Annotated in this window: 25 protein-coding genes; 9 read left to right on the top strand and 16 right to left on the bottom strand. The window is 54.7% G+C overall.

Annotation, left to right across the window (positions count from 1 at the left end; genetic code table 11):
• Positions 1-93 precede the first annotated feature (93 nt).
• Positions 94-678 carry a nucleoside triphosphate pyrophosphatase gene (locus tag ABDW13_RS07650; RefSeq protein WP_343551899.1) on the top strand — a complete coding sequence of 195 codons (585 nt, stop codon included), beginning with the start codon at positions 94-96 and terminating at the stop codon, positions 676-678.
• An 11-nt stretch (positions 679-689) separates the two neighbouring features.
• Here the strand turns inward: ABDW13_RS07650 and rluC are convergent, their stop codons facing one another.
• A complete protein-coding gene (gene rluC / locus ABDW13_RS07645; RefSeq protein ID WP_343551898.1) occupies positions 690-1,646 on the bottom strand; it encodes a 23S rRNA pseudouridine(955/2504/2580) synthase RluC in 957 nt (318 codons plus the stop codon).
• Positions 1,647-2,218: 572 nt separating this feature from the next.
• Here rluC and rne point away from each other — a divergent pair.
• Positions 2,219-5,503, top strand: a complete 3,285-nt coding sequence (gene rne, locus ABDW13_RS07640) for a ribonuclease E (RefSeq protein WP_343551897.1) — start codon at positions 2,219-2,221, stop codon at positions 5,501-5,503.
• A 260-nt stretch (positions 5,504-5,763) separates the two neighbouring features.
• On the opposite strand, the gene flgL is transcribed toward rne, so the two are convergent.
• The 11 genes from flgL to flgB all read right to left on the bottom strand — a co-directional run bounded on the left by flgL (position 5,764) and on the right by flgB (position 15,745).
• Positions 5,764-6,732 carry a flagellar hook-associated protein FlgL gene (gene flgL / locus ABDW13_RS07635; RefSeq protein WP_343551896.1) on the bottom strand — a complete coding sequence of 323 codons (969 nt, stop codon included), beginning with the start codon at positions 6,730-6,732 and terminating at the stop codon, positions 5,764-5,766.
• Positions 6,733-6,750: 18 nt separating this feature from the next.
• Positions 6,751-8,394, bottom strand: coding sequence for a flagellar hook-associated protein FlgK (flgK, locus tag ABDW13_RS07630; protein ID WP_343551895.1), 1,644 nt, complete (start codon positions 8,392-8,394; stop codon positions 6,751-6,753).
• Between the two features lie 115 nt (positions 8,395-8,509).
• A complete protein-coding gene (gene flgJ, locus ABDW13_RS07625; protein WP_343551894.1) occupies positions 8,510-9,451 on the bottom strand; it encodes a flagellar assembly peptidoglycan hydrolase FlgJ in 942 nt (313 codons plus the stop codon).
• Positions 9,451-10,557: a flagellar basal body P-ring protein FlgI gene (locus tag ABDW13_RS07620; RefSeq protein WP_343551893.1), complete on the bottom strand. Its 1,107-nt coding sequence runs from the start codon at positions 10,555-10,557 to the stop codon at positions 9,451-9,453. Before ABDW13_RS07620 ends, flgJ begins: the two co-directional genes overlap by 1 nt.
• A gap of 12 nt (positions 10,558-10,569) precedes the next feature.
• Positions 10,570-11,280, bottom strand: coding sequence for a flagellar basal body L-ring protein FlgH (locus ABDW13_RS07615; protein ID WP_343551892.1), 711 nt, complete (start codon positions 11,278-11,280; stop codon positions 10,570-10,572).
• A 66-nt stretch (positions 11,281-11,346) separates the two neighbouring features.
• Entirely contained in the window at positions 11,347-12,129 is a 783-nt protein-coding gene (gene flgG, locus ABDW13_RS07610) for a flagellar basal-body rod protein FlgG (RefSeq protein WP_007885801.1), read from the bottom strand.
• A 17-nt stretch (positions 12,130-12,146) separates the two neighbouring features.
• Positions 12,147-12,905 carry a flagellar basal body rod protein FlgF gene (locus ABDW13_RS07605; RefSeq protein ID WP_343551889.1) on the bottom strand — a complete coding sequence of 253 codons (759 nt, stop codon included), beginning with the start codon at positions 12,903-12,905 and terminating at the stop codon, positions 12,147-12,149.
• A gap of 20 nt (positions 12,906-12,925) precedes the next feature.
• Positions 12,926-14,215: a flagellar hook protein FlgE gene (gene flgE / locus ABDW13_RS07600; protein WP_343551888.1), complete on the bottom strand. Its 1,290-nt coding sequence runs from the start codon at positions 14,213-14,215 to the stop codon at positions 12,926-12,928.
• 25 nt (positions 14,216-14,240) lie between these two features.
• Complete coding sequence (flgD, locus tag ABDW13_RS07595; RefSeq protein WP_343551887.1) at positions 14,241-14,912, bottom strand: flagellar hook assembly protein FlgD; 672 nt, start codon at positions 14,910-14,912, stop codon at positions 14,241-14,243.
• A gap of 12 nt (positions 14,913-14,924) precedes the next feature.
• The gene (gene flgC / locus ABDW13_RS07590) at positions 14,925-15,329 is read right to left on the bottom strand and encodes a flagellar basal body rod protein FlgC (protein WP_343551886.1); all 405 of its coding nucleotides are present in this window, start codon (positions 15,327-15,329) and stop codon (positions 14,925-14,927) included.
• Positions 15,330-15,331: 2 nt separating this feature from the next.
• Positions 15,332-15,745: a flagellar basal body rod protein FlgB gene (gene flgB, locus ABDW13_RS07585; protein ID WP_343551885.1), complete on the bottom strand. Its 414-nt coding sequence runs from the start codon at positions 15,743-15,745 to the stop codon at positions 15,332-15,334.
• A gap of 153 nt (positions 15,746-15,898) precedes the next feature.
• Between flgB and flgA the strand changes: the two genes are divergently transcribed.
• From flgA to flgN, 3 genes are all read left to right on the top strand, one after another.
• On the top strand, positions 15,899-16,558 hold the full coding sequence (gene flgA / locus ABDW13_RS07580) for a flagellar basal body P-ring formation chaperone FlgA (protein WP_343551884.1): 660 nt from the start codon (positions 15,899-15,901) through the stop codon (positions 16,556-16,558).
• Between the two features lie 105 nt (positions 16,559-16,663).
• Positions 16,664-16,969 (top strand): flagellar biosynthesis anti-sigma factor FlgM, encoded by a 306-nt coding sequence (gene flgM, locus ABDW13_RS07575; protein ID WP_343551883.1) that lies wholly within the window; start codon positions 16,664-16,666, stop codon positions 16,967-16,969.
• A gap of 5 nt (positions 16,970-16,974) precedes the next feature.
• On the top strand, positions 16,975-17,406 hold the full coding sequence (gene flgN / locus ABDW13_RS07570) for a flagellar export chaperone FlgN (protein ID WP_343551882.1): 432 nt from the start codon (positions 16,975-16,977) through the stop codon (positions 17,404-17,406).
• A gap of 43 nt (positions 17,407-17,449) precedes the next feature.
• On the opposite strand, the gene murJ is transcribed toward flgN, so the two are convergent.
• The 4 genes from murJ to rimJ form a co-directional block, all read right to left on the bottom strand.
• Complete coding sequence (gene murJ, locus ABDW13_RS07565; RefSeq protein WP_343551881.1) at positions 17,450-18,988, bottom strand: murein biosynthesis integral membrane protein MurJ; 1,539 nt, start codon at positions 18,986-18,988, stop codon at positions 17,450-17,452.
• Positions 18,989-19,109: 121 nt separating this feature from the next.
• Positions 19,110-20,030 (bottom strand): Gfo/Idh/MocA family oxidoreductase, encoded by a 921-nt coding sequence (locus ABDW13_RS07560; protein ID WP_343551880.1) that lies wholly within the window; start codon positions 20,028-20,030, stop codon positions 19,110-19,112.
• 1 nt (position 20,031) lies between these two features.
• Entirely contained in the window at positions 20,032-20,673 is a 642-nt protein-coding gene (locus ABDW13_RS07555) for a DUF480 domain-containing protein (protein ID WP_343551879.1), read from the bottom strand.
• A gap of 15 nt (positions 20,674-20,688) precedes the next feature.
• The gene (rimJ, locus tag ABDW13_RS07550; protein ID WP_343551877.1) at positions 20,689-21,282 is read right to left on the bottom strand and encodes a ribosomal protein S5-alanine N-acetyltransferase; all 594 of its coding nucleotides are present in this window, start codon (positions 21,280-21,282) and stop codon (positions 20,689-20,691) included.
• 246 nt (positions 21,283-21,528) lie between these two features.
• On the opposite strand from rimJ, the gene mdtH reads away from it, so the two are divergent.
• The 4 genes from mdtH to pyrC all read left to right on the top strand — a co-directional run bounded on the left by mdtH (position 21,529) and on the right by pyrC (position 25,324).
• On the top strand, positions 21,529-22,731 hold the full coding sequence (gene mdtH, locus ABDW13_RS07545; RefSeq protein ID WP_343551876.1) for a multidrug efflux MFS transporter MdtH: 1,203 nt from the start codon (positions 21,529-21,531) through the stop codon (positions 22,729-22,731).
• 89 nt (positions 22,732-22,820) lie between these two features.
• Positions 22,821-23,468, top strand: coding sequence for a glutaredoxin 2 (grxB, locus tag ABDW13_RS07540; protein ID WP_343551875.1), 648 nt, complete (start codon positions 22,821-22,823; stop codon positions 23,466-23,468).
• Between the two features lie 112 nt (positions 23,469-23,580).
• Entirely contained in the window at positions 23,581-24,144 is a 564-nt protein-coding gene (locus tag ABDW13_RS07535) for a lipoprotein (protein WP_343551874.1), read from the top strand.
• Positions 24,145-24,277: 133 nt separating this feature from the next.
• Positions 24,278-25,324, top strand: coding sequence for a dihydroorotase (gene pyrC / locus ABDW13_RS07530; protein ID WP_343551873.1), 1,047 nt, complete (start codon positions 24,278-24,280; stop codon positions 25,322-25,324).
• Positions 25,325-25,340 lie beyond the last annotated feature (16 nt).

Raw genomic sequence — 25,340 nt, 5'->3', positions numbered from 1 at the left:
CCGGTTTACGGCATCTTTCACCCGTTAGTCGCATCCAGTGCGGCGCATAGTTTAAAATGACTGTCATCTTTACGCTATCTATTCTGAAAAAAAATGATGACACCTTTGGTTTTAGCTTCTACCTCCCCTTTTCGTCAGGCGCTGCTAGGCAAATTGGGTTTGCCTTTTATTACCGCCGCGCCTGATTGCGATGAAACGCCACAATCGAACGAATCCGCGCCCGAGTTGGTGCAGCGTCTGGCCGTCGGCAAAGCGCAGGCATTGGCGGCACAGTATCCGGAACATTGGATCATTGGCTCCGATCAAGTCTGCGTATTAGAGGGCAAGATCACCGGCAAACCGCACACGGTCGAGAACGCCTGCCAGCAATTGGCAGCGGCGAGTGGCAATGTGATCACCTTTTATACCGGTCTGGCGTTAATCCACCCTCAAAGCGGCCAACAGTACGTAATTTGCGAACCCTTTAATGTGCATTTCCGCCGCTTAAGCGCAGAAGAGATTCGTGGCTATGTCGAGAAAGAACAGCCGCTGCAATGTGCAGGGAGCTTTAAAAGTGAAGGACTCGGGATTTGTTTATTTGAAAGGCTGGAAGGTCGCGATCCCAACACCTTAATTGGCTTACCGCTGATGGCATTAGATGAGATGCTGAGAAAAGTGGGCATCAACGCATTATGTTGATGCCCGGATAATCAGTCTTTTTTCTGGCGCAGTTTAGCGAGGCAGTTCTTCAGCGCGTTATCAAGTGGCGCTTCCATCCGTAATACTTCGCCAGTGTTCGGATGGGTGAAGGTCAACGCGGCAGCATGTAAGAACAGGCGCGACAAACCGGTTGAACTGAGCTGCGCATCAAAATCGCGGTCGCCGTAACGATCGTCGAACGCGATCGGATGACCGCCGTGCAGCGTGTGCACACGAATCTGGTGTGTGCGTCCAGTCACCGGGCTGGCTTTTACTAAAGTCGCAAAGCCAAATCGCTCTTCGACTTTAAAGCGCGTTTCGGAAGGTTTGCCTTCCGCGCTCACCCTCACCACGCGCTCGCCGCTTTGCAGAATATTCTTCAGTAGCGGCGCCTGCACCACTTTCAGATGCGATGGCCAATCACCGCGCACTAGCGCCAGATAATCTTTCTGCATGCCTTTCTCACGCAGTTGCTCATGCAGCGAACGTAATGCCGAACGCTTTTTCGCCACCAGCAGAATGCCCGAGGTGTCGCGGTCAAGGCGATGCACCAATTCAAGGAAACGCGCTTCTGGACGTAATGCACGCAATCCTTCGATCACGCCAAAACTCAAACCGCTACCACCGTGCACCGCGGTGCCCGAAGGTTTGTTCATCACCATCAGGTAATCATCTTCATATAAAATCGCGTTGGTCAATGCCGCGACTTTATCCAGCTTCGGTGAAACAGCCTGCTCTTCACGTTCAGCTACGCGCACCGGCGGAATGCGAATTTCATCGCCATCTTCCAGTTTGTATTCCGGCTTAACGCGTTTTTTATTCACCCGCACTTCACCTTTACGCAAAATGCGATAAATCATGCTTTTTGGCACACCTTTGAGTTGGGTGCGCAAAAAGTTATCAATTCGTTGTCCGGCATTTTCAGCCGTGATGGCGACAAAATGTACGCCGGGATTCTCTGTTTTCATGGCGGCGATTCTAATTAGTGTGCCTTGATAGCGCCACCCCTTTTTCTGTGCTTAACTCTCTCTTTGTCGCGTCATGAAACGGTCAAAATGGTGACATTTTCAGCGGTGCGATGATTAGCCCTGCAAATGAACAGGTTATGGATGAATAAACTTCGCAGCTTGGCAAAAGTCGCCTTGCTATATGTTGGTTAGCAATGGAATAATGCGGGTGTTTCTGTCCTGGAAAGATTCAGGCAGGAAAAAGAGCGAAATAAGTCATTTTGCCGGATTGAACGGACACGCAGCAATGGCGTAAGACGTAATGTTAAATCAGGCACTTAGCGGGCTGCGGGTTGCGGCCTGGACGACAGACTAGGATGTGTGGATTTCTGAATACTCTGTAACTATTCCACCTTCAGGCGCTGGATTTCCTTATGAAAAACAGGCCACCGACAAGATTTGCGCCCCTTTAGCCGCCGACAACCGTGAGGTTGACGTCAGTGCATTAAGACACGGGGCCATCGGTTGATTCTCGTCCAGGGTAACGATGCCCGCAGCTACATCACTCATGTGAGAATAACGAGTAAGTCACGATGAAAAGAATGTTAATTAACGCAACTCAGCAGGAGGAGTTGCGCGTTGCCCTGGTTGATGGACAACGTCTGTACGATCTGGATATTGAAAGTCCTGGACACGAACAGAAAAAAGCCAACATCTACAAAGGTAAAATCACCCGCGTTGAACCTAGCCTTGAAGCTGCATTTGTTGATTACGGTGCAGAGCGTCACGGTTTCCTCCCTCTGAAAGAAATTTCCCGCGAATACTTCCCCGCCAATTACAACGCACATGGTCGTCCGAATATCAAAGATGTGCTGCGTGAAGGTCAGGAAGTTATCGTTCAAATTGATAAAGAGGAGCGCGGTAATAAGGGTGCAGCACTGACCACCTTTATTTCACTGGCCGGTAGCTATTTAGTTTTGATGCCAAACAACCCACGTGCGGGCGGTATTTCACGCCGTATCGAGGGTGACGACCGTACCGAGTTGAAAGAAGCTCTGTCCGCGCTGGAACTGCCAGACGGCATGGGTTTAATCGTTCGTACCGCCGGTGTTGGCAAGTCCGCTGAATCATTGCAGTGGGATCTCAGCTTCCGTTTGAAGCATTGGGAAGCCATCAAGAAAGCCGCCGACAGCCGTCCGGCACCGTTCCTGATCCATCAGGAAAGCAACGTCATCGTACGTGCCTTCCGCGACTATCTGCGTCAGGATATTGGTGAGATCCTCATCGATAACCCGAAAGTACTGGAACTGGCGCGTCAGCATATCGCTGCTTTGGGTCGTCCGGACTTCAGCAGCAAAATCAAACTGTACACCGGTGAAATCCCGCTGTTCAGCCACTATCAAATCGAATCGCAGATTGAATCCGCCTTCCAGCGCGAAGTGCGTCTGCCATCAGGCGGCTCGATTGTTATTGATAGCACCGAAGCACTGACCGCAATCGACATCAACTCCGCGCGTGCTACCCGCGGCGGCGATATCGAAGAAACCGCGTATAACACCAACCTCGAAGCCGCTGATGAAATTGCTCGCCAATTGCGTCTGCGCGACTTGGGGGGCCTGATTGTTATCGACTTCATTGATATGACGCCAGTGCGCCACCAGCGCGCGGTGGAAAACCGTCTGCGTGAAGCGGTGCGTCAGGATCGTGCGCGTATTCAAATCAGCCACATCTCGCGTTTCGGCCTGTTGGAGATGTCACGTCAGCGCCTGAGTCCTTCTTTGGGTGAATCCAGCCATCATGTCTGCCCACGCTGTAGCGGCACCGGCACCATTCGTGATAACGAATCGCTGTCACTGTCGATTCTGCGTCTGATTGAAGAAGAAGCGCTGAAAGACAACACCAAAGAAGTGCATGCGATTGTGCCGGTTCAGGTCGCGTCTTACCTGCTGAACGAAAAACGTGATGCAGTCAGCGCCATCGAGAAACGTCAAGGCGGCGTGCGTGCCATCATCGTGCCAAACGACCAGATGGAAACGCCACATTACTCCGTGCTGCGTGTTCGCAATGGCGAAGAAACGCAAACGCTGAGCTATCACCTGCCGAAGCTGCATGAAGCAGAAATGGCGCTGCCTTCTGAAGAAGAGCACGCTGAGCGCCGTCGTCCGGAGCAGCCTGCCCTGGCCGCCTTCGCGATGCCAGATGCGCCACCTGCCCCGGTTGAAATGGTTAAAGAAACTCAGCCGGTTGCGGAAACGAAGACCAAACCTGCGGTGGCGGCGCCAGCTGTGGCCAGCACCGGTTTCGTCGCGCGTTTGCTGGGCGGTTTGAAGAAATTGTTTGCGGGCGATACACCAGCGCCAGCGCCAGTGGAAACCCAGCAGGAAGCGCCAGCCGCTACTGAGTCTGAAAATACTCAGCAACGTGGTGAACGTCGTAACAACAACAATCGTCGCAACAACCGTCGTGAACGTACACCGCGCAACGGTGAAAATGCACAACGCGAAGGTCGTGAACCACGCGAGCCGCGTGAAGCGCGTGAGCCACGTGAAGCACGCGAACCGCGTGACAATCAGGATAATCGCCGCAACAAGCGTAATAATGAACCACGTGAACCGCGTCCAGTTCTGAGTGATGAAGCGCTTGAGCAACGTGACGAACAGCAGCAACAGCGTCGCGAGCAGCGTGCCGATCGTCAGCGTCGTCGTCAGGAAGAGAAGCGTGCTCAGCAGCAAGATCAGAAAGCGGTTGAAACCGCCGTTCAACCTGCCGTTGCTGATGAGAACGTGGCGCAGGAAGAAGAACGCGTCCAGGTGATGCCACGTCGCAAACAGCGTCAGCTGTCGCAACGTGTACGTGTCGGTGAAGCAGCGGAAGTCATCGCCGAAGCACCAGCGCCGGTTATGCATGAACCTGCGGTTGAAACCGCACCTCGCGCGCAGTTCCACGAGCAACCTGAAGCCGGCAATGACGAGCAAGATGATAACGAGAACCGTGATAACGCCAATATGCCGCGTCGTTCACGTCGTTCGCCACGTCATCTGCGCGTGAGTGGTCAGCGCCGTCGCCGTTATCGTGACGAGCGTTACCCAACGCAGTCTGCTATGCCGCTGGAATCTGCTGCTGCCTCACCAGAAATGGCGTCAGGCAAAGTATGGATCACTTATCCAGTTGCGCAAACGCACGAACAGCTCTCTACGCCAGATGCGATGCATGAAGTCACCGATTACGGCTACCAACAAGTTGATGCTGCTGAAGCGCAACCGGCTGTTGTTGAGCCAGTCGCTGCTGAGTCCGTGGTTGAAGAAGCTTCTGCACAGGAAGTGGTACATCAGGCTGAACCGGTAGCACACGTTGATGTGCCTGTGGTAAACACCGATGATGTCACGCCAATTGCTGCGCCGGTCAACGAAGAGCCTGCGGTCATCCCAGCAGCTGACGAGCAAGTTGCGCAGGAAACGGCGGCACAAGCGGAACCGGTTGCTGAAGTAGAAGCAGCGCAACCTGAAGTGACCGAAGCGGCTGAAGTTGTTGCTGATGTTGTTGAACAAGCCCCAGCAGATGTGACGCCAGAAGTTGAAGCGCAAGTGGAAGAAGTGCTGGCTGCGCCAGTTGCTGCTGAAGCGGAAGTTGCCGCGGTAACGGAACCTCATGCACCGGTTGCGGCGCGTGACACTGCCGTCACCACCGTAGCCACTCGCTTTAAACATCACGCTACCGCACCAATGACCAAAGCACCGGCGCCGGCGTGGGAACCTGAACCGGTTCGTCACAGCGATTGGGTTCGCCCAGCGTTTGACTTCGAAGGTCGTGGTTCTGCGGGTGGTCACAGCGCAACGCATCAAGCCACCGCACCGGCAACCCGTCCGGAAAGCGCATAAGCTTAGATTCACCGCTTAATATCAAACCCCGGCCAGTCCGGGGTTTTTTATTGCCTGCGATTGAGATTGCTATTGGTCACCATAAATGGCGCTCCTACAACGACAGAGCGCGGGTTTTCGTAGGGTCGCCATTTATGGTGACCGAAAGCGCTTAAAAGCCTAACGCGACAAACCACAAGCAAAAAAAATCCCACAGCCCCGAAAGGCGGTGGGAGAAACTAAGCGCACCCGGTTAAAGTACGCTCAAAGGTTCAGGCTAATTAAGAATTCAGTTGGAACAGCGACATCTTCGACATATCAGTGAAGGTCTTGTACGACGCTTGCAGCGCGGTTTGCTGCATGGTGTAGCTGGAGATCGCTTGGGTGTAATCAACCTGTACCAGGTCGGTCATCTGTGACGCCATAATGGTGTCGCGATCATCGCCCTGCGCATCCAGCGTATCCAATTCAGCCAGTTGCGAACCCACCGCCGAACGCACCGCTAACACATTGTTCAATGAGTTGCTCAGGCCACGGTTGGTCTTATCCATCGCATCCTGGAAGGTTTGCTTAGTCGCATCATCCGCATCGTCCTGCGGCGTCTTCAACGCAGCAATCGCGCTATCCAGCATATTGAACAGATTGGTTTCGCTCGGGCTGCCGTCTGGTTCAGCCTTGGAGTTGCTGGTGATCGACATAAATACCGATGATCCGGTGCTGCTGACATCCATGGTGCGGCCATCATCCACTTTCTGGGTGATAGGATCGCTGCCGCCGACATAAGTCACGCCGGTGGGTGCGCCCGCATCGCTGAACGGTGCCACGTCAGTTTGGTAGCCAGCGAAGATATAACGTCCGTTGCCGTCGCGGCTGTTCGCCTGATTCAGCAACTGTGAGCGAATACCTTCTAATTTGGTGGCAATCGATGCACGGTCGTCATCACTCAAGGTGCCGGTAGAACCATATACGATCATGGTCTGCGCATCCTGAATGCTGCTGGTCACGCTGGAGAGCGCGTTTTCCTGCATCGACAAACTTTGGTCGGCGAAACTGCGCGCTGTCGCATATTGGCTGCTTTTCGCCTGCGACTGCGAAAGCACCACCGCGCGCGAAGCGGCGATCGGATCATCCGAAGGATTGTTAACGCGCAGGCCGGTTGACAACTGTTGGCCCACTTTTAACCAGGAAGATTGCGAGCCGGTAATGCCGCGCACCTGCTGGTCGAAAATCATGTTGGTACTCAGACGCATGGTTTTTATCCTCTATGCTTAGCCGCGGATGCCCATCAGCGCATTGAAAATGGTACTGGCGGTTTGCAGCACTTGCGCATTCGCCATGTAGAACTGCTGATATTTCGTCAGGTTGGCGTACTCTTCATCGAGGTTGACGCCTGAAACAGATTGCTGACGATCGGTCAACTGCGTCACCACGTTTTGCTGCGTGGTGCTGGCGGTTTCCAGCGTGCTGGTTTTGTTACCGACGGTGCTGACAATACTGGCGTAAGCTTGCGCGATGGTGGCATTGCCATTCACCAGCTTGCTGTCTTGCAGATCTAACAATTTTTGCGCGTTGCGGTTATCGCTTTCGCCGCTGGTGGCGCTGGATGCCGCCGCAATCTGCGACTCATCGGTGATCGCCACTGACATGCCGCCAATCACGTTCTGCACCGGCTTAACCAGGAAACTGTCTTTGGCATTTGGCGCCGGTGAAGTGCTGACCGTCAGCTTCAGGCCATCAAAATTCAGCGTGCCGTCAGTGGCATCTGGCGTGACATTAAACTTCACGTTGTCAGACATGCGCGTCACTGACCAATTGCTGCCGTCGTAACTCACTGTGTAGTTAGAGGCTTTAATCGCGCTGGTATCGCTCCACGCCGCCGTCACGGTGGCTGCGGAGGTGTTTTTACTATTGCTCACCACATTCGGTGAACCGATGTTGAAGAAGTTACCGCCAGCATCGCCATTGCTATCAAAGCCCTGACTGTGCACGGTATTGAAGCTGGTGGTGAACGCAGCGGCTAACTGGCCGAGCTGGTTCTGCGCGGTGTCCAAATCCTGAGTACGGAACGCCAGCAAACCGCCGAGTGAACCGGTGGTCAGAGTTTTCTCTGGGATTTCAACGTTGCCCGCTTGCTTATCCACATAGCCGACAGTGATGCGCGATGGATCGCTGCTGGACGGCATGGCGACCAGGCTGGTGGAGTTTTTACCATTAACCAGCGTCACGCTGCCCATGGTTACGATGTAGCTGCCATCCTGCTGCGAAACGTTCACGCCCACGACGTTATTCAGGCTGTTGACCAGTTGATCGCGCTGATCCAACAGATCGTTTGGCGCTGCGCCACCACCGGTGGTCAGTTTAGCGATCTGCGTATTCAGATCGGCAATCTGGCCGGTGAAGGTGTTGATCTGATCGACGCTGGAGCTGATGTCAGTATTCACGCTGGTCTGCATATTATTGAGATATTGCGCGGTGGTCTGGAACTGGTTCACCAGCCCTTGCGCATAGCTCAGCATGGATTGACGTGCCGAAGGATCGTTGGCGTTGCTCACCACGTTTTGTACGTTGGTGAAGAAGCTCTGGATTGAGGTCGACAAACTGGTGGTCGAAGTCGACAACAGGTCATCAATGTTGGAAATCTGGTTGTACTGCGTGTTAACCGCGCTGTAATTGGCGCTTGAGCCACGCAGCTGTGCGGTGATGAATTCGTCATACTCACGCTGCACGCCAGAAAGCGTGACACCGTTACCGTAATAGCTGTTGCCCTGCAAGGTGCTGTTCGACTGCGACAAAATCGCCGTCTGACGTGAATAGCCCGCTACGGTGTAATTGCTGATGTTGTTACTGGTGGTGCTTAATGCAGCCTGTGCGGCGCTCAGCCCACTCATCGCTGAGTTAATTATGCTGGACATCTCGGTTCCTTAATTTCCCGTTAACCGGGCTGGCAGTCATCAGTGCGATTGCGCGGATGTTCACCGCGGCATGTGATGGTTATCGGCGTGCTTAAGTGAAACTTGAGGCAAAAAATCAGAACAAATCGGTGATATCGTTGCTGTAGGCTTTCATCACTTTTTCGCCCATGTTTTTGAATTGTTGGATCATTCCCACCAGTTTCTGCGCATATTTTGGATCGGTGGCGTAACCGGCGGCTTGCAACTCACGTGCGCCCTGCTCAGCACTTGGCGCATTGGCCACCGCGGCATAACGCGGGTTGCTGGACAGCAGTTTGACGTAGTCGCTGAGCGCTTCCATATAAGAGCCATACACGCGGAAACTGGCGCGCACTTTCTTCGCTTCGCCACCTTCATATTCGGTGGTCATGATATCGGTGGTCGCGCCTTTCCAGTCGCTGCTGGCTTTGATACCAAACACGTTGTAACTCGGCTTGCCGTCGCGCGTCAGAATCTGGCGTTGGCCCCAACCGGACTCCAGCGCAGCCTGTGCAAGGATCAGGTGATGCGGAATACCACTTTGTTGGCTGGCGACTTTGGCCGGTTGTGACAATTGGGCGATAAATTCGCTGCTGTCAGTTGGCAAGCTGGATGGCGAAACCGGCAGACGTGGCACCGCTTTGCGCACCATCTGTTCCAGTTGCGTGGCGGGCAGGCTGCTATAAATGAAGCTGTTATCCAGCTTCATTGGCACCGTTCCGGCGGTTTCATCCGGTTCCTGCGCAGGCTGCATCTGTTTGACGATCAGATCGGCCATGCCCAAACCACGTTTACCAATCTCCTGGGCAATCTGCTGATCGTACATCGAGGTGAAAAGCCGCGTCTGGTCGTTGCTCAACATGCCATCCTGCGGCAACGCAGCGCGCATGCTTTTCATCATCATCTGCACGAACATCCCTTCCACCTGCTTGGCCACTTGCATCGCCTTCCCTTTCGGGTCGGCGCTGGCTTCACGTTTGAGGTCGTTCAGTGAGCGGCTGTCGTAAGCCGCATTCATCAGCGATTGCGTATCAGTCATCAGATAATTTCCAGTTTGGCGCGCAAGCACCCCGCGCTTTCCATCGATTGCAGAATCGACATCAGCTCAATCGGTGAGGCACCCAGCGCATTAAGCGCACGTACCACGTTGTTGAGGTTGGCGCTGGAGTTAACCCGTTGCAGCGCGCCGCCGCTCTGACGCAAATCGATCTGGGTATTGTTGGTTGTCACCGTCTGACCACCAGCAAATGGCGTGTTCGGCTGGCTGACGTTCTGCTGCTGATTCACCGTCACCGACAAGTTGCCTTGCGCCACGGCACAGGTATTCAGCGTCACTTCGCGGTTCATCACCACCGAACCGGTACGTGAGTTGATGATCACTTTGGCATCTTCCAGCGGCACAGACACATCCAGGTTCTGGATTTCTGCAAGCAAACGCACCTGTGAACTGTTATTCGGCGATACGCGAATCTGCACGGTGCGTGCATCCAGCGCCTGCGCTGAACCAATGCCACGGCTGTTGATGGTGTCAGCAATACGCTGCGCCATGGTGAAATCTTCATTATTCAGTTGCAGGTTGATGGTGTTCTGGCTGCCAAAGTTACTTTGCAGTTCACGCTCTACCGTGGCGCCACCAGTAATGCGGCCGCCGTTCAACTGGTTAACCTGCACGCTGCTGCCGCCAGCAGACGCACCGGCACCGCCGACCAAAATGTTGCCCTGCGCCAACGCGTAAACCTGGTTATCAACGCCTTTCATCGGCGTCATCAGCAGCGTACCGCCGCGCAGGCTTTTGGCGTTACCCAGCGAAGAAACCACTACATCGATGTTTTGTCCCTGACGGGCGAACGATGGCAACTTGGCGGTAACCATCACCGCTGCCACGTTTTTCAACTGCATATTGGTGCCGGTTGGCACGGTGATGCCGAGCTGCGACAGCATGTTGCTGACGGTTTGCGTGGTAAATGGCGTTTGCGTGGTTTGGTCACCGGTGCCATCAAGGCCAACCACCAAACCGTAACCAATCAGCTGGTTGTCGCGCACGCCCTGTACGGAAGTCAAATCGCGAATGCGGTCAGCATGGGCGATTACGCTAAAGCCGAGCAGCAAGCCCAGGCTCAGGCGAAGCAGAGTCGTCATATTCATTCTCAATACCTCTTACATCGGCGAGACGTTCAGGAAGAAGCGTTGGAACCAGCCCATCGTCTGCGCTTCATTGATATAACCGTTGCCGACGTACTCGATACGAGCATCGGCCACCTGCGTTGACAACACGGCGTTGCTGGCGCTGATGGTGCGCGGGTTAACCACGCCAGAGAAGCGAATGAATTCGGTTCCCTGGTTAATTTCGATCTGTTTCTCACCGACGACGCGCAGGTTGCCGTTCGACAATACCTGGTTGACGGTGACGGTGATGGTGCCTGTGAAGGTGTTATTCGCTGTTGCGCCACCTTTACCGGCGAAGTCATTTTTACCATTGGCATCCAGCGTGGCTTTCTCGCCACCCGCACCGACCAAACCACTCAGGCCGGTTGGTACACCGGTTACACCAAAGCTGTTGCTGCCATCGCGGCTGGCGTTGGCCGAAGAACTTTTGCTGGCGCTGACGTTTTCCTGCAAGGTGATCGTCAAGGTGTCGCCAATGTTGCGTGGACGGCGATCCTCAAACAGCGGCTGATAGCCGTAGTTCAACGGTGCAACGCCCTGGAAAATGGAACCGTTCACCACCGGCGGCGCGGAAGGCGTCGGCTCTGCCGTCGTCGATCCATTGACCAGTGGCGTGCGCGGTACCAGCGCACAACCGTTTAACGTCAGTAGCAAGGTGGCTACTAACCAATGACCAGGCTTGAGAATCACTTGCTTCGCCACGGAGTTCTAACCTTATGCATGTTTCTTAATCAGGCCAGCGGCTAGGCTGGCCCAACGACACCAGCCTTACAGCTGGGTTAACTTCGCTAACATCTGATCAGAGGTACTGATCGCTTTACTGTTAATTTCGTACGCGCGCTGTGTCTGGATCATGGTGACCAACTCTTCCGCCACGTTGACGTTCGAGGTTTCGACATAACCTTGATACAGCAAGCCCGCACCGTTCTGGCCCGGCGTGCTTTGCGTCGCCGCACCTGATGCCTGAGTTTCCTGATACAGGTTTTCACCCTGGCTGTTCAAACCGGCGTCGTTCATAAAGGTGCTCAGCGTTAACTGACCGACCTGCGCTGGGTTGGTTTGCCCTTGTTGCGTCACGCTCACCACGCCATCACGCGAGATGGTGATGCTGGTAGCGTTAGCGGGAATAGTGATACCGGGCTGCACCGGATAACCGGCGTTGGTCACCAGCTGACCGTTTTGGTCAACCTGGAAAGAACCATCGCGGGTATACGCGGAAGTACCGTCTGGCATCTGCACTTCGAAATAACCCTGGCCGTTAATTGCCACGTCTTTCGAGTTGCTGGTCTGCGACAGGTTGCCCTGCTGGTGCAAACGCTCGGTGGTCACTGGACGAACACCGGTACCGATTTGCAGGCCTGACGGCAGCGTGGTTTGCTCCGAAGACTGCGTGCCCGGCTGACGCAGGGTTTGGTACATCAAATCTTCAAATACCGCGCGCGAACGTTTAAAGCCGTTGGTGCTCACGTTCGCGAGGTTGTTGGAGATGACGTCCATGTTGGTTTGCTGAGCGTCAAGACCGGTTTTGGCGATCCATAAAGAACGAATCATGATGTTTTCCTTACGCCTTAGCTGCTCATGTTGAGCAGTTGGTTGGCTTTTTGTTCGTTTTCATCAACGTTTGAGATCACTTTCATCTGCATCTCAAAACGTCGGGCGTTGGCGATCATGTCGACCATGGTTTCCACCGGCTTGACGTTACTGCCCTCCAGCACGCCTGGCATCACGGTCATGGTGGCATCGTTCGCCAGCGCAGCACCGCGTGTTGCCTGAGTTTGCTGATTCGGACGGAACATGCCGTCGTCACCGCGTTGCATCTCTTTACCGGTGGCGCGCACCAACTTGAGACGACCTATCTGCACCGTAGCGTTAGGCGCATCACCCGCATTACGCGAGGTGATGGTGCCGTCCGCCGCGATAGTCAGCTCCGCGCCCTGCGGCACGGCGATCGGACCGCCATCGCCCATCACGGGATTGCCCTGAATGGTCAAAATACCGGTTGGGCCGATCTGCATATTGCCGTTGCGGGTATAGGCCTCGGTGCCGTCAGCGGCACGCACCGCCAACCAGCCATCCTGCGCCACACCCACGTCCAGCGTGCGTCCGGTATTGTCCATCGCGCCCGGCGTCATATCGGCGCCTGGCGTTGAAGCGGCGACCAAAGTACGCGTTGGCAGCGACCAACCGTTGACCGGCACCGCGCGCAACGCGTTGAGCTGAGCACGAAAGCCCGGCGTTGAAGCGTTGGCGAGGTTGCTGGCGGTCACCGATTGCTGTTCCATCGTCTGACTGGCCGCGCCCATCGCGGTATATATTGCGTGATCCATAAAGCAATCCCGTTAGCGAATTAACGTAAGTTAACCAGGGTGTTAAGAATCTGGTCCTGAGTTTTGATGGTCTGGCTGTTGGCCTGATAGTTACGTTGCGCAACGATCATGTTTACCAGCTCTTTACTCATATCCACGTTCGATGCTTCCAGCGCGCCTGACGTCAGGTTGCCGTAAGTACCGGTGCCTGCCAGGCCAACCGCAGCCTGACCTGATGAACTGGTGGCTGACCAAACGTTATCACCTTCAGACTTCAGACCTTCCGGGTTAGAGAAGCTCGCCAGGATGATCTGCCCCAGTAGCTGAGTTTTCTGGTTAGAGTAAGTGCCGGTGATGGTGCCGTCATCGTTGATGGTGTAGCTGGTCAAATCGCCCGGCTGGTAACCATCTTGCGTTGGGTTACCAAAGGTTGATGCGCCGGTGTTTTGCTGCAAGCTGCCCAGCATGCTCAAGCTGATGTTCATGCCATTCGCGCCGTTGGTACCGCCAACCACCAAATTCGCCAGCGATGGGCTGGTTGCTGTCGGCGAAGGAATGGTGGTGCCCGGGTTAGCCGGATCATCAATCAGTTTGGTTACGCTGGTCAGCGTACCGCTGGCATCAAATTTCATCTGGAAGCCCAAACCATCGTCAGGATCGGCATTGCCCACTTCCTTGCCGGTGGTGGAGTCCTTGATGTGCACGGTCCAGGTGTTGTCAGCGGTTTTGATGTAGTACATATCCAGCTGGTGATCGTTACCCTGGGTGTCATACACCGTCATGGTGGTTTTAGCGTTGTAGCTATCCACATTAGACGCATCAAACGGGGTTACGGTTGGAACGGTGCTGGTAGAGTTAAGGTTGGCAACCTGGGTCGCCGTGGTCGTCGCGCGCGCACCCATTTGGGTGGTTGGAATGCTCAACGCCACTGGGTTAGCACCGGTCTGCACGGTTGGCGGTGTACCCGCAACCGGATAGCCAGTGACGTTCAAACCTTGGGTATTCACCAGATTACGGTTGGCATCCAGCGTGAATTGGCCGTTGCGTGAATAGAACACGCCGCCGCTGGCGTCAGTCATACGGAAGAAACCGTTGCCGCTCAGTGCCACATCCAGCCCACGGCTGGTTGAAGTGGTACTGCCGTCACCAAAGTTCTGGATCACCGCGGCCACTTTGGTACCGAGGCCCACGTTAGAACCGGCGAACATATCGGCAAATGCGATGGTGCTGGATTTAAAACCGGCTGTGGCGGAGTTGGCAATGTTGTTACCAATCACATCCAGGTTGCTGGAGGCAGCATTCAGGCCGCTCACCGCTTGTGAAAAAGACATGTAATCTCTCCTGCTAAAAGGTTAATCAGAGAATCTGACGAATTTCATCGAGGGTCGCGGAGCCCATGGTGCCGAGATCCAGTTTGGTGGTGCCGTCAGTGCTGCTCACGCCATTGACATAGGCATAGTTCAGCGGCTGCGCCACCAGTTGTGTGCTGCCACTGCTGGCGGCAAGTGAAACAGAATATTTGCCATCCGGCGCGGTTGAGCCGTCATCCAGCTTGCCATCCCACGAGAAGGTGTGGACGCCAGAAGTCAGTTTGCCGAGATCGATGGTGCGCACCGTGGTGCCGTTGCTGTCTTTAATGGTGACGCTGGTGGCGGTGGATGCGGTAGCCAGTTCCACACCGAATGGCGTGGTGGTGCCGCTGCCGACCAACACTTGCGAACCGTTGACCATCACGCCGTGACCAATCAGCGTTGAACTCTGCAACGACTGGCTGGTGGAGATCTGACCGGAGATCGAACCCAAGGTGGTGTTGAGCTTTTCAATGCCGCTCAGGGTATTGATCTGCGCCAGCTGGGTGGTGAGCTGGCTGTTATCCATTGGATTGGTCGGATCCTGGTTCTTCAGCTGTGCCACTAACATATTCAGGAACTGGTTTTGCAGGTCCGCTGATGAGTTGCCGCTGGTGGCGCTACTGGACGTCAGGACCGTGGGGTCCAGACTGTCTTTAATCCCTACTGCTACGCTCATAGTCGTTCTCCGTTACTGACCCATGGTGAGAGTTTTCATCATCATTGACTTCACCGTGTTCAGCACTTCCACGTTGGCCTGATAGCTGCGTGACGCAGACATGGTGTTGACGGTTTCCGCCACCACATCGACGTTAGGCATCTTGACGTAACCCTTTTGATCCGCCAGCGGATTGCCTGGGTCATACACCAGTTTCGCTGGCGTAGGATCGTCCACCACGCCCGCCACTTTCACGCCGCCAGTGGCTGCGCCCTGCGCGGCATCGGTCTGGAAAATGACCTGCTTCGCCACATACGGCTGACCATCGGGGCCGGTGACGCTGTCGGCGTTGGCCAGGTTACTGGCGCTCACGTTGAGACGCTGCGACTGCGCGGTCATCGCCGAACCGGCAATGTTAAAAATATTCAGCAATGCCATGCTTATTGCCCCTGCAGAACGTTCATCATGCCTTTGATCTGGCTACTGATGAGGGTGAGATCGGTTTGGTATTTCAGGCTGTTATCAGCAAACTGCGTACGCTCGCGATCCATATCCACGGTGTTGCCATCCGCGGCGGGTTGATCGGGAATGCGGTACATCAGATCCATTGAGGGTTGAGTATTCACCTGCGCTTCAATGTGGCGTGCTGACGTCACCTTCAGCGTTAAGCTACTGCCTTCGGCACGGCCGTTTTGCATCACCTTGCTCAGTTGGCTGGCAAAGTCGATATCCCGCGCTTGGTAGCCCGGGGTATCGGCGTTGGCAATGTTGGACGACAGGATTTCCTGACGTTGAGCACGCAGGTTTAACGCTTCCGTACCAAATCGCAGTGCGGCATCGAGTTTGTCGAGCATGCTTCCTCCGCGAATGAGAATTTCGAGCTGACAGCTTAAGTGGGCAAATGCAAGGGTGATCGTCTGAATAGCAGCAAAAATAGCGGCTTTTTGTGAGATTGATTTTTTTTGCGCAGGCGTAGACTCACTGCCATCTTCTCGTCAGGAGGCGTTATGCGCAGAATGTTTACCTTGCTAGCCCCACTTTGGTTAGCGTTGGCGCTGCCCAGCTATGCAGCGGATCTCACCGCTCAGCTGACACAATTTTTTCAAGCCCGCGATCCGCAGCATGCCGCAGGGATGACGGTGGTGATTCGCACGCCGCAAGCGCAATGGCCGACGTGTGACACGCCGGAGTTGCAGTTGCCGGGCAATAGCCGCCAATGGGGCAACATCAGCATCGCGGCAAACTGCGATCAGAATCGACGTTTCCTGCAAGTCCAGGTGCAGGTGACTGGGCAATATTTAGTGGCAAGTCGTCAGGTGGCGCGCGGCAGCAATCTCAGCGCCGATGATGTGCGTCTGGAAACCGGACGTCTGGATGAATTGCCAGCACGTGCCTTGACCGATAACAGTGGCGTGATTGATGCGGTTGCGTTGCGCGATATCCCGCCAGGACAAGCAGTCACCGCCACGATGGTGCGTCAACCGTGGCGCGTGAAAGCCGGTCAAAATGTGATGGTAGTCGCGAGTGGAAACGGGTTTAATGCCAGCAGCGAAGGACGTGCGCTGAACAACGCCAGCGCGGCACAAATGGTGCGCGTACGCATGGGAAATGGTCAGGTGGTCAGTGGTCGCGTCGACGCGGATGGGAATATTCTGATATCGCTATAAAGCGTTAAAGAACCCAGTTGTTCTGCCGATAGAGATATCAACAAAGACATTACCCTATGCTGACTCAGTTGGCTGACCCCCAACTGACCTTACAGGAGCCACACCATGAGCATCGACAGAACGCAGCCTTTAATCCCGGTTAGCACTGTACAAACACGCGACACCAACGATAACAGCGGTAAAGTGCGTCAAAGCGCCGCGCCAGCAGCCAGCACCACCAGCGAAAGCGGTGCGGCAGTGAAGTTGAGTGCCGCTCAGGCGCAATTGATGCAGCCTGGCAGCCAGGACATCAACACCGCGCGTGTTGAGCAACTGAAAACCGCCATTCGCAATGGCGACTTGAAAATGGATACCGGTAAGATCGCCGACGCGCTGATCGCCGATACCAAGGCGTATTTAGAGGGTAAATAATCCCAATGGACAATCTGCTGACCACCTTAGACAAAATGCAGGACGTGCTGGCTTCTCTTACTGTGGTAATTGATGAAGAACAACAGCAACTTTCTGCCGGCCAGGTTAATGGCAACCTGTTGCAGCGCATCTCAGAAGATAAAAGCGCGCTGCTGACGACGTTGAATTATCTGGACGAAATGCGCCGCGTCACCGAGAAAACCCTCGGCACGCAAGCGCCTTATGGTGGTCACAGCGATCGAGAAAGCCGCTGGATGCGTATTCAACAGCACACGCGTCGTTTACGCGATGCCAATACGCACAACGGCATTCTGCTGCAACATCAGATTGGCTTCACCAATGAAGCCTTAGCGGTGTTGCGTCCTCATCAAACCCAGGCATTTTACGGCCCGGATGGATTAGGCAAAGGTCAGGCGACATTGAGTCGCAAAGGGTAAGCAATAAAAATCCCGCCGAGGCGGGATTTTTTATGTCTGCGGTTTAGGCCATGGTACGTCGCGCAAAGTCGCGCGGACGGAATCCCATCAAGCCCAGCATTAAGAAGTAAGCACCGCCGCCGATGGCGCAAACCGCCGCCAGACGAATCAAGCGCCACCACATCTGCCCCTCTTCCCACGCGGGCATCACCTGCAAAATCCCCAACAGCGCGGCAGCCATCACTACCACGGCAATCAGCAAACGTGTCAGGAAACTGAACCAGCCAGGCTGCGGCTGGAAGATGTCCTGTTTGCGCAACTGCCAATACAGCAGCGCGGCATTCAAGCAGGCCGCCAGACCAATCGACAGTGACAAACCGGCATGTTTCAGCGGGCCAATAAACGCCAGGTTCATGAGCTGGGTGATGATCAACGTGACGATGGCAATTTTCACCGGCGTTTTGATGTCCTGACGCGAGTAGAAGCCCGGCGCCAGCACTTTCACCACAATCAATCCCATCAAACCCACCGAATAGGCGATCAACGCGCGCTGCGTCATCAAGGCATCAAACGCGGTAAATTTACCGTACTGGAACAGCGCAACGGTTAATGGGCCAGACAAAATGCCCAACGCCACCGCGCTTGGCAGTGCCAGCAGGAAACACAAACGTAAACCCCAATCCATCAAGCGTGAGTATTCCGCCTGATTGCCGCTGGCAAAACTCTTCGCCAGTGAAGGCAGCAGAATGGTGCCCAGCGCCACGCCCAAAACGCCAGACGGGAATTCCATCAAGCGATCCGCGTAGTACATCCAGGAAACCGAGCCAGACACCAGGAATGAAGCAAAAATGGTGTTAATGATCAGCGAGATTTGGCTCACCGACACGCCGAGAATCGCCGGCCCCATTTGACGCATTACACGCCAAACACCGGCATCGCGTAGGTTGAGGCGCGGCAGCACCAGCATGCCAATTTTCTTCAGATGCGGCAGTTGATAGAACAGTTGCAGCACACCGCCAACCACCACCGCCCAGGCCAATGCCATCACCGGTGGATTAAAATGCGGCGCGGCAAACACCGCAAAACCAATCATGCTGATGTTCAGCAAGGTTGGCGCAAACGCCGGGACGGAAAAGCGGTTCCACGTATTGAGGATCGCCCCCGCCAGCGAGGCCAGCGAAATCAGCAGAATATAAGGAAAGGTAACGCGCAGTAGCGAACTGGTTAAGGCGAATTTATCCGCGGTATCGGCGAAACCTGGCGCCGTGACCACAATCACCCACGGCGCGGCGATCATCCCCAGCACCGTCACCACCGCCAATACCAGCGTTAATAAGCCGGAGACGTAGGCGACAAACACGCGGGTGGCCTCTTCGCCCTGCTTGCTTTTGTACTCGGCAAGGATTGGCACAAACGCCTGCGAGAACGCGCCTTCGGCAAAAATACGGCGCAACAGATTGGGCAGTTTGAACGCGACAAAGAAGGCGTCGGTAGCCATACCGGCACCGAAAACGCGCGCGACAATGGCATCGCGGGCAAAGCCCAGTACGCGGGAAAACAAGGTCATCGAACTGACCGCAGCCAGCGATTTCAACAAATTCATATTGAGTGGCGCATCCAAAAAAAGAGCAGATAAATAGGCGACTTAGCGCGGACATCCCGTGATGTCCGGCGATAGTCTACTGCCACGGCGGGAAATGACCAGCGTTGAGTGTTACAAAGGATTATTCCTGCTCGGTATCACGCCACAACTTTTCCACCAGACGCTGCGCCGCCAGCGCTTGTTCGCCGCTGGTTTCAGGCATCGTCTGATTTTCTACGCACTGAATAAAATGGTGTGCTACGCCGCTAAAACCGCGCTGTGTTAGATGGCTTTGCCATGCGGGTGGTACATCGCGCACGATGCCGTTGCGGTTCTCTTGCTGCCAATCACGCATTTCATTGATTTCGATGTAATCACCATCGCAAATTGCGCTGACGACCTCACGTTGTGTACCGGCACGGCGATGCATGCTGGTGGTGATTTGCAGCGCGCCAGATGAAAAATGGTGCTCGGCGTAGAGCATCGCGCCATCATCGTTGGTGGTGATGTGGCCCAATTCACGCGTTAAGCTGCCGCCGGCCAGCCACAGCGCGGTATCGACCACGTGCAGGTAATCATCTAACAGGGTAAAACGCAGATCGTGCGGACCCACGCTATCGGCGCGATGCTTCTCAATGCGCAGTGACGCCGCGCGCGGCATCTCATTTTTGAGTTGCTGGTAACGTGGCGCAAAGCGGCGATTAAACGCCACCATCAACTTACGTTTGTGCTTGTCAGCCAACGCCACCAGCGCTTCGGCCTGTTGCAGCGTTTCGGCTAACGGTTTATCGACACAGACATCTTTGCCCGCCAATAACAGCGCCTTCACCACTGCATAATGGCTGGACGTGCTGCTGTGGACGAACACCGCATCGCTGGCCGCCGCCAACGCATCCAGTTGGCTAAACAGCGGCATGCGGTAACTATCGCAAATCGGCTGCGCTTTAGCTTGATTGGGCGAGAACGCGCCCGCCAGCTGCCAGCTACTGGCCTGCGATAACACCGGCAACCACGCTTTCTGCGCGATACCGCCTAATCCGACAATGCCAATACGCAGCGCCATGTTAATGCTCCTTTTGCAGCAGTTGTTGCAACTGAGCTTGCAACTGCGCAACCGTCTCTTCCAGTTGCGCGACGCGCGTCGCTAAATCGCCCTGCTCCGCCGTGATGTCATCGGCGATGCTTGCTTCTGCCACTTCGCCACCAAACAGATGCATATAACGGCTTTCGCGTTTACCCGGTTCACGCGCCAGGCGCACCACCATCGGGCCATCATCGCGGGTGATTAAACCGTTCAGCGTCTGCTCGACTTCATTCATATCGCTGAATTCATGCAAACGGCCGCTACGCGTGCGCAGTTCGCCCGGCGTCTGTGCACCGCGCAGGAACAGCAGCGTTAATACTGCTACTTCTGCACTGTTCAATTGCAGGTTGCCAAAGGCTGAGTTGCAGAAACGCTGTTCATACTTACTGACGCGCTGACCAAAACCATTATTCGAGGTGACCAGATGCTTTTTCACCAGTTCATCGAGCTGCGCTTGCACCTCCATTTCACTGAGATTGAGCACCGGTTCGCGGTTGGATTTTTGATTACAGGCGGTGACCACGCCGTTGAGAGAAAGCGGATATTGATCCGGAGTGGTGACCTGCTTTTCTAGCAGACAACCAATCACGCGCAGCGCCTGCGCGGATAAGGCCATTTTCATGCAATTAATCCTTTTCTATTGTCCACGGCGATCCGGGTTCCACTCCCGGTAGGTGAGCGCAGTTAATACGTGATCCTGCCAGCGCCCATCGATCAATAAATAGTCTTTGGCGTAACCCTCTTTTTCAAAGCCGAGGCGCGCCAGTAAATCACCACTGCGCTGATTGTGTGGCATGTAATTAGCCATGATGCGGTGAATGCGCTGTTGGCGTTGCATATAGCGCAGCGTGGTTTGCAGTGCTTCAAACATCAAACCCTGACCTTGCCATTTCTCGCCCAACGAATAGCCGAGATAACAGGCATGAAACGATCCTCGCAGCACATTGCTGTAATTGGCGACGCCGCGCACTTCGCTCTCTTCTGGGTCCATCAGCACAAAATAGTAGGCAGAGCCCTGTTTGTGCATATCAGCGATCAATCCCAGACGCGCTTGCCAGCCGGAAGGATAGCAATGGCTTTCGTCGCGCACCGGCTCCCAGGGCTTGAGAAAGGCACGGTTTTCAGCGTAATAGTCCGCCAACCGCCAGGCGTCGCGTTCGTGTACTAAACGAACCACTAAACGATCGGTAGTGAGGCGCACGCGTGGGCCAGCAGAACGATAGCCAAACATCATGACTCCTGAAATCCATAACTTAAGAAAGATGTACGCCAGCGGCGATACTTCTCACTATAACCGTCACCCCGCTTGCGGTAAAACCCCGAAACCGCATCCGCGCGATTGATCCTGATTTAGGATTAATTTTTCTGCAAATTCGATTAAAAAATATCATCCTGAGAAAGCTGTTTTTCGTCACAGCGCAGGCGGAAAATAGACCAATTGGTCTCTTTCACGTCTAGAACTTGCTCAGGAATTAGCATGTCTCGGGTTGCGCGGGCACGACGCCTTGGTAAAACATTTCTCTTAGTGGATAACATGCTGGTGGTGTTGGGATTTTTCGTGGTATTTCCCCTCATCTCCATTCATTTTGTCGAACAGCTGGGTTGGGCCGCGTTAATGGTCGGTATTGCGCTTGGCTTACGTCAATTTATCCAGCAAGGATTGGGGATATTTGGCGGGGCGATCGCCGACCGATTTGGTGCGCGTCCACTGATTGTTACCGGCATGCTGATGCGTGCAGCAGGCTTTGCCTGCATGGCGTTAGCGCATGAACCCTGGGTGCTGTGGCTCGCCTGCCTGCTTTCCGGCCTTGGCGGCACGCTGTTTGATCCCCCACGCAGTGCGTTAGTGGTAAAACTGGTGCGGTCGCGCGAACGTGGACGTTTCTTCTCTTTGCTGATGATGCAAGACAGCGCCGGTGCGGTGTTGGGTGCGCTGATTGGTAGCTGGCTGCTGGCGTGGGATTTCCGCCTGGTGTGCTGGGTTGGCGCGGCGGTGTTTGTCGCAGCGGCGATCTTCAATGCCATTTGGCTACCGGCGTGGCGCATTTCAACGGAACGCATTGCAATGCGCACGGGCATGCAGCGCGTCTGGCAAGACAAGCGTTTTCGCCTGTATGTCCTGACGCTCACCGGCTATTACATCCTTGCCGTGCAGGTAATGTTGATGCTGCCCGTGATGGTCAATCAGGTAGCGGGTGCGCCCGCCGCGGTGAAATGGATGTATGCGATTGAAGCGCTGCTGTCGCTGAGTCTGCTTTATCCTATTGCGCGCTGGAGCGAAAAACGTTTCCGTCTGGAAACTCGTTTAATGGCGGGTTTGTTCCTGATGACTTTCAGCCTGTTGCCGGTCGGCATGACCGATTCGCTGCCGTCGTTGTTTATGCTGATCGCGATTTTCTATCTCGGCTCGATCATTGCTGAACCGGCGCGTGAAACCTTAAGCGCATCGTTAGCCAGTGCACGCGCACGCGGCAGCTACATGGGCTTTAGTCGCCTCGGTCTGGCGATTGGCGGCTTAATCGGCTATTCCGGCGGTGGCTGGATGTTCGATATGGGCCAGCAATGGGCCGTACCTGAATTGCCGTGGATGTTGCTCAGCAGCGTGGGCATGATCACCTTATTAGCATTATGGTGGCAGTTCCAACCGCGCGCGGTCACGCCGGCGATTTTCAGCAGCTAGTTTGCCCCACCTGCAGATCTCTTCCATACTTCCCGCACGTCCGAAAAAAGGGTGACCTCCGTCACCCTTAGAACCACAGGAGAAACGGGATGAAACTCTACATCTACGATCACTGCCCTTTCTGCGTCAAAGCACGCATGATTTTCGGCTTAAAAAACCTGCCTCTCGAACTGATCGTTATGTTGAATGACGACGAGCAAACGCCGAAAAAACTGATCGGCCAGAAAATGGCCCCAATTCTGCAAAAGGCCGATGGCAGCGCGATACCAGAAAGTATGGATATTGTGCGGCTGGTGGATAAATACGATCGCGAACCGCTGTTGAATGGCAAAAGTAACCCCGCAATCAGTGAATGGCTGCGTCGGGTGAACGGCTACATCAATAAGTTGCTGATTCCACGTATCGCTGACGCCTCTTTCGCGGAGTTCGCCACACCGGAAGCGCGTCACTATTTCAGCGAAAAGAAACAGGCCAGCATTGGCGACTTCAGTGAACTGCGTAAGCACGCACCGGGCTTGATCAAGAACATCAGCGATGATTTACGTCAGTTGGACAAACTGATCGTTAAACCCAACGCGGTGAACGGTGAACTGTCGGAAGATGATATTCATCTGTTCCCCTTGCTGCGTTCGCTAACGTTGGTCAGCGGCATCGAGTGGCCGAGCCGCGTTGCGGATTATCGCGATAACATGGCGAAGCAAACACAGGTCAATCTGCTCTCCTCCATCGCCGCATAAACCTTGCATCCAGAGAAGCGTTCCGGCGCTTCTCATCTCTCTCCTGGTGACACTGGCCGCTGAATCAGGCAGGCTATCGCTGTTTTGCCGTATCGATCAGGATGAGGACAATATGAATAAGGCTTTTTATGGGCTGGTTGCCCTGATTTTTGCCGTGCTAGTCAGCGGCTGTAACCAATTGACGCAATACACCATCAGCGAGCAAGAAGTAAACCAAGCGCTACAAAAGCGCAATAATTTCGAGAAAGACATTGGCGTTTCCGGACTGGTGAATGCGCACATTGTGCTGAGCGATTTGAGCAGCCAGATTGGCCGCGAAGAACCAGGCAAAATTACCCTGTCGGGCAAAGCCAATATCAATGTCAGTTCGTTATTTGGCCCGCAGCAAGCCGAAATGCAGCTGAAGATGAAAGCGCAGCCGGTTTACAACGCGCAAGAAGGTGCCATTTACCTGCACGACATGGAAATTGTTGATGCGCAGGTGCAGCCAGAGAAAATGGCGTCGATCATGAAAACGCTCACGCCTTACCTCAATGAGTCGCTGAAACGCTACTTCAATGAGAAACCCGCTTACGTGCTAAGTGCCGACCGCAGCAAAGGCGAAGCGATGGCGAAGAAATTAGCCAAAGGTATTGAAGTCAAACCGGGAGAATTGGTGATTCCGTTCACCGATTAATCGTCGCAACCGCACCTCTGGGTGCGGTTTTTGTTTGTATCGATAAAATCCGTGCAAACGGTTGCCCACATCCTTATGATTACTCCCCGGCCTAAACGTGCCCCTCGTTTTCTTCTCAGCCGGAGTCTTTTGAATGACAGCCCAACCTCAGCAAATTACCATTCGCCGCCCCGACGACTGGCACATCCATCTGCGCGATGGTGCGATGCTCAACGCGGTTCTGCCTTATACCAGCGCGGTGAATGCGCGTGCGATTGTTATGCCAAATCTGGTGCCACCGGTGATTAGCGTGGCGGCTGCCGTTGCCTATCGCGAGCGCATCATGGCGGCACTCCCTGCTGAGCATGCGTTTACGCCACTAATGACTTGTTATCTCACGGATTCTCTTGATCCTGATGAGATTGAACGTGGCTTCCGCGACGGCACTTTCACCGCGGCTAAACTCTACCCGGCGCACGCCACCACCAACTCGAACCATGGCGTAACTAACATCGCCTCGATTGCTAAGGTGCTGGAGCGCATGCAGCAAATCGGTATGCCGATGCTGGTGCACGGCGAAGTCACCGATTCGCACATTGATATTTTTGACCGCGAAGCGCGTTTCATCGAAACCGTGCTAGAGCCGCTGCGCCAACAGTTCCCAGCCTTGAAAGTGGTGATGGAACACATCACCACCAAAGAAGCGGCAGAATATCTGGCGGCGGGTAACGATCTGTTGGGCGCTACCATCACGCCACAACATCTGATGTTTAACCGCAACCATATGCTGGTCGGTGGCGTGCGTCCGCATCTGTACTGCTTGCCGATTCTGAAGCGCAACATTCACCAGGAAGCACTACGCAAACTGGTCGCTAGCGGTAACCGTCGAGTGTTCCTCGGTACCGACACCGCGCCACACCTGCGTCACTTGAAAGAAGCCAGCTGCGGTTGCGCCGGTGTGTTCAACGCACCCACCTCGCTGCCTGCTTACGCCACCGTATTTGAAGAGCTAAACGCGCTGGAGCATTTCGAAGCCTTCTGTTCGGAAAACGGTGCCAACTTCTACGGTTTGCCGCTGAATGAAGGCTCACTGACGCTGGTGCGTGAGTCATGGAAAGTTGAAGAGAGCATTGCGTTAGCCGATGACACGCTGGTGCCGTTCCTGGCTGGCGAAACACTGAACTGGCGTATTAAAGAATAATTCTGCCCTGCTTGCC

The sequence above is a fragment of the Pantoea sp. genome, from assembly GCF_039594315.1.
Lineage (GTDB): Bacteria > Pseudomonadota > Gammaproteobacteria > Enterobacterales > Enterobacteriaceae > Pantoea.
Note: the sequence above shows the minus strand (reverse complement) of the source record. Positions and strands in the feature narration are given on the sequence as shown.

Excerpts from the sequence above, each read along its gene's own strand:
- rne (WP_343551897.1), top strand. The coding sequence starts at position 2,219 with ATGAAAAGAATGTTAATTAACGCAACTCAGCAGGAGGAGTTGCGCGTT.
- flgA (WP_343551884.1), top strand. The coding sequence starts at position 15,899 with ATGCGCAGAATGTTTACCTTGCTAGCCCCACTTTGGTTAGCGTTGGCG.
- flgC (WP_343551886.1), bottom strand. The coding sequence starts at position 15,329 with ATGGCATTGCTGAATATTTTTAACATTGCCGGTTCGGCGATGACCGCG.
- mdtH (WP_343551876.1), top strand. The coding sequence starts at position 21,529 with ATGTCTCGGGTTGCGCGGGCACGACGCCTTGGTAAAACATTTCTCTTA.
- grxB (WP_343551875.1), top strand. The coding sequence starts at position 22,821 with ATGAAACTCTACATCTACGATCACTGCCCTTTCTGCGTCAAAGCACGC.
- flgJ (WP_343551894.1), bottom strand. The coding sequence starts at position 9,451 with ATGACTGATACGCAATCGCTGATGAATGCGGCTTACGACAGCCGCTCA.
- ABDW13_RS07620 (WP_343551893.1), bottom strand. The coding sequence starts at position 10,557 with ATGAATATGACGACTCTGCTTCGCCTGAGCCTGGGCTTGCTGCTCGGC.
- flgE (WP_343551888.1), bottom strand. The coding sequence starts at position 14,215 with ATGTCTTTTTCACAAGCGGTGAGCGGCCTGAATGCTGCCTCCAGCAAC.
- pyrC (WP_343551873.1), top strand. The coding sequence starts at position 24,278 with ATGACAGCCCAACCTCAGCAAATTACCATTCGCCGCCCCGACGACTGG.
- ABDW13_RS07555 (WP_343551879.1), bottom strand. The coding sequence starts at position 20,673 with ATGAAAATGGCCTTATCCGCGCAGGCGCTGCGCGTGATTGGTTGTCTG.
- ABDW13_RS07535 (WP_343551874.1), top strand. The coding sequence starts at position 23,581 with ATGAATAAGGCTTTTTATGGGCTGGTTGCCCTGATTTTTGCCGTGCTA.
- flgD (WP_343551887.1), bottom strand. The coding sequence starts at position 14,912 with ATGAGCGTAGCAGTAGGGATTAAAGACAGTCTGGACCCCACGGTCCTG.
- flgL (WP_343551896.1), bottom strand. The coding sequence starts at position 6,732 with ATGCGTCTGAGTACCAACATGATTTTCGACCAGCAGGTGCGCGGCATT.
- flgM (WP_343551883.1), top strand. The coding sequence starts at position 16,664 with ATGAGCATCGACAGAACGCAGCCTTTAATCCCGGTTAGCACTGTACAA.
- flgB (WP_343551885.1), bottom strand. The coding sequence starts at position 15,745 with ATGCTCGACAAACTCGATGCCGCACTGCGATTTGGTACGGAAGCGTTA.
- rimJ (WP_343551877.1), bottom strand. The coding sequence starts at position 21,282 with ATGTTTGGCTATCGTTCTGCTGGCCCACGCGTGCGCCTCACTACCGAT.
- flgK (WP_343551895.1), bottom strand. The coding sequence starts at position 8,394 with ATGTCCAGCATAATTAACTCAGCGATGAGTGGGCTGAGCGCCGCACAG.
- ABDW13_RS07605 (WP_343551889.1), bottom strand. The coding sequence starts at position 12,905 with ATGGATCACGCAATATATACCGCGATGGGCGCGGCCAGTCAGACGATG.
- rluC (WP_343551898.1), bottom strand. The coding sequence starts at position 1,646 with ATGAAAACAGAGAATCCCGGCGTACATTTTGTCGCCATCACGGCTGAA.
- flgG (WP_007885801.1), bottom strand. The coding sequence starts at position 12,129 with ATGATTCGTTCTTTATGGATCGCCAAAACCGGTCTTGACGCTCAGCAA.
- ABDW13_RS07560 (WP_343551880.1), bottom strand. The coding sequence starts at position 20,030 with ATGGCGCTGCGTATTGGCATTGTCGGATTAGGCGGTATCGCGCAGAAA.
- ABDW13_RS07650 (WP_343551899.1), top strand. The coding sequence starts at position 94 with ATGATGACACCTTTGGTTTTAGCTTCTACCTCCCCTTTTCGTCAGGCG.
- flgN (WP_343551882.1), top strand. The coding sequence starts at position 16,975 with ATGGACAATCTGCTGACCACCTTAGACAAAATGCAGGACGTGCTGGCT.
- murJ (WP_343551881.1), bottom strand. The coding sequence starts at position 18,988 with ATGAATTTGTTGAAATCGCTGGCTGCGGTCAGTTCGATGACCTTGTTT.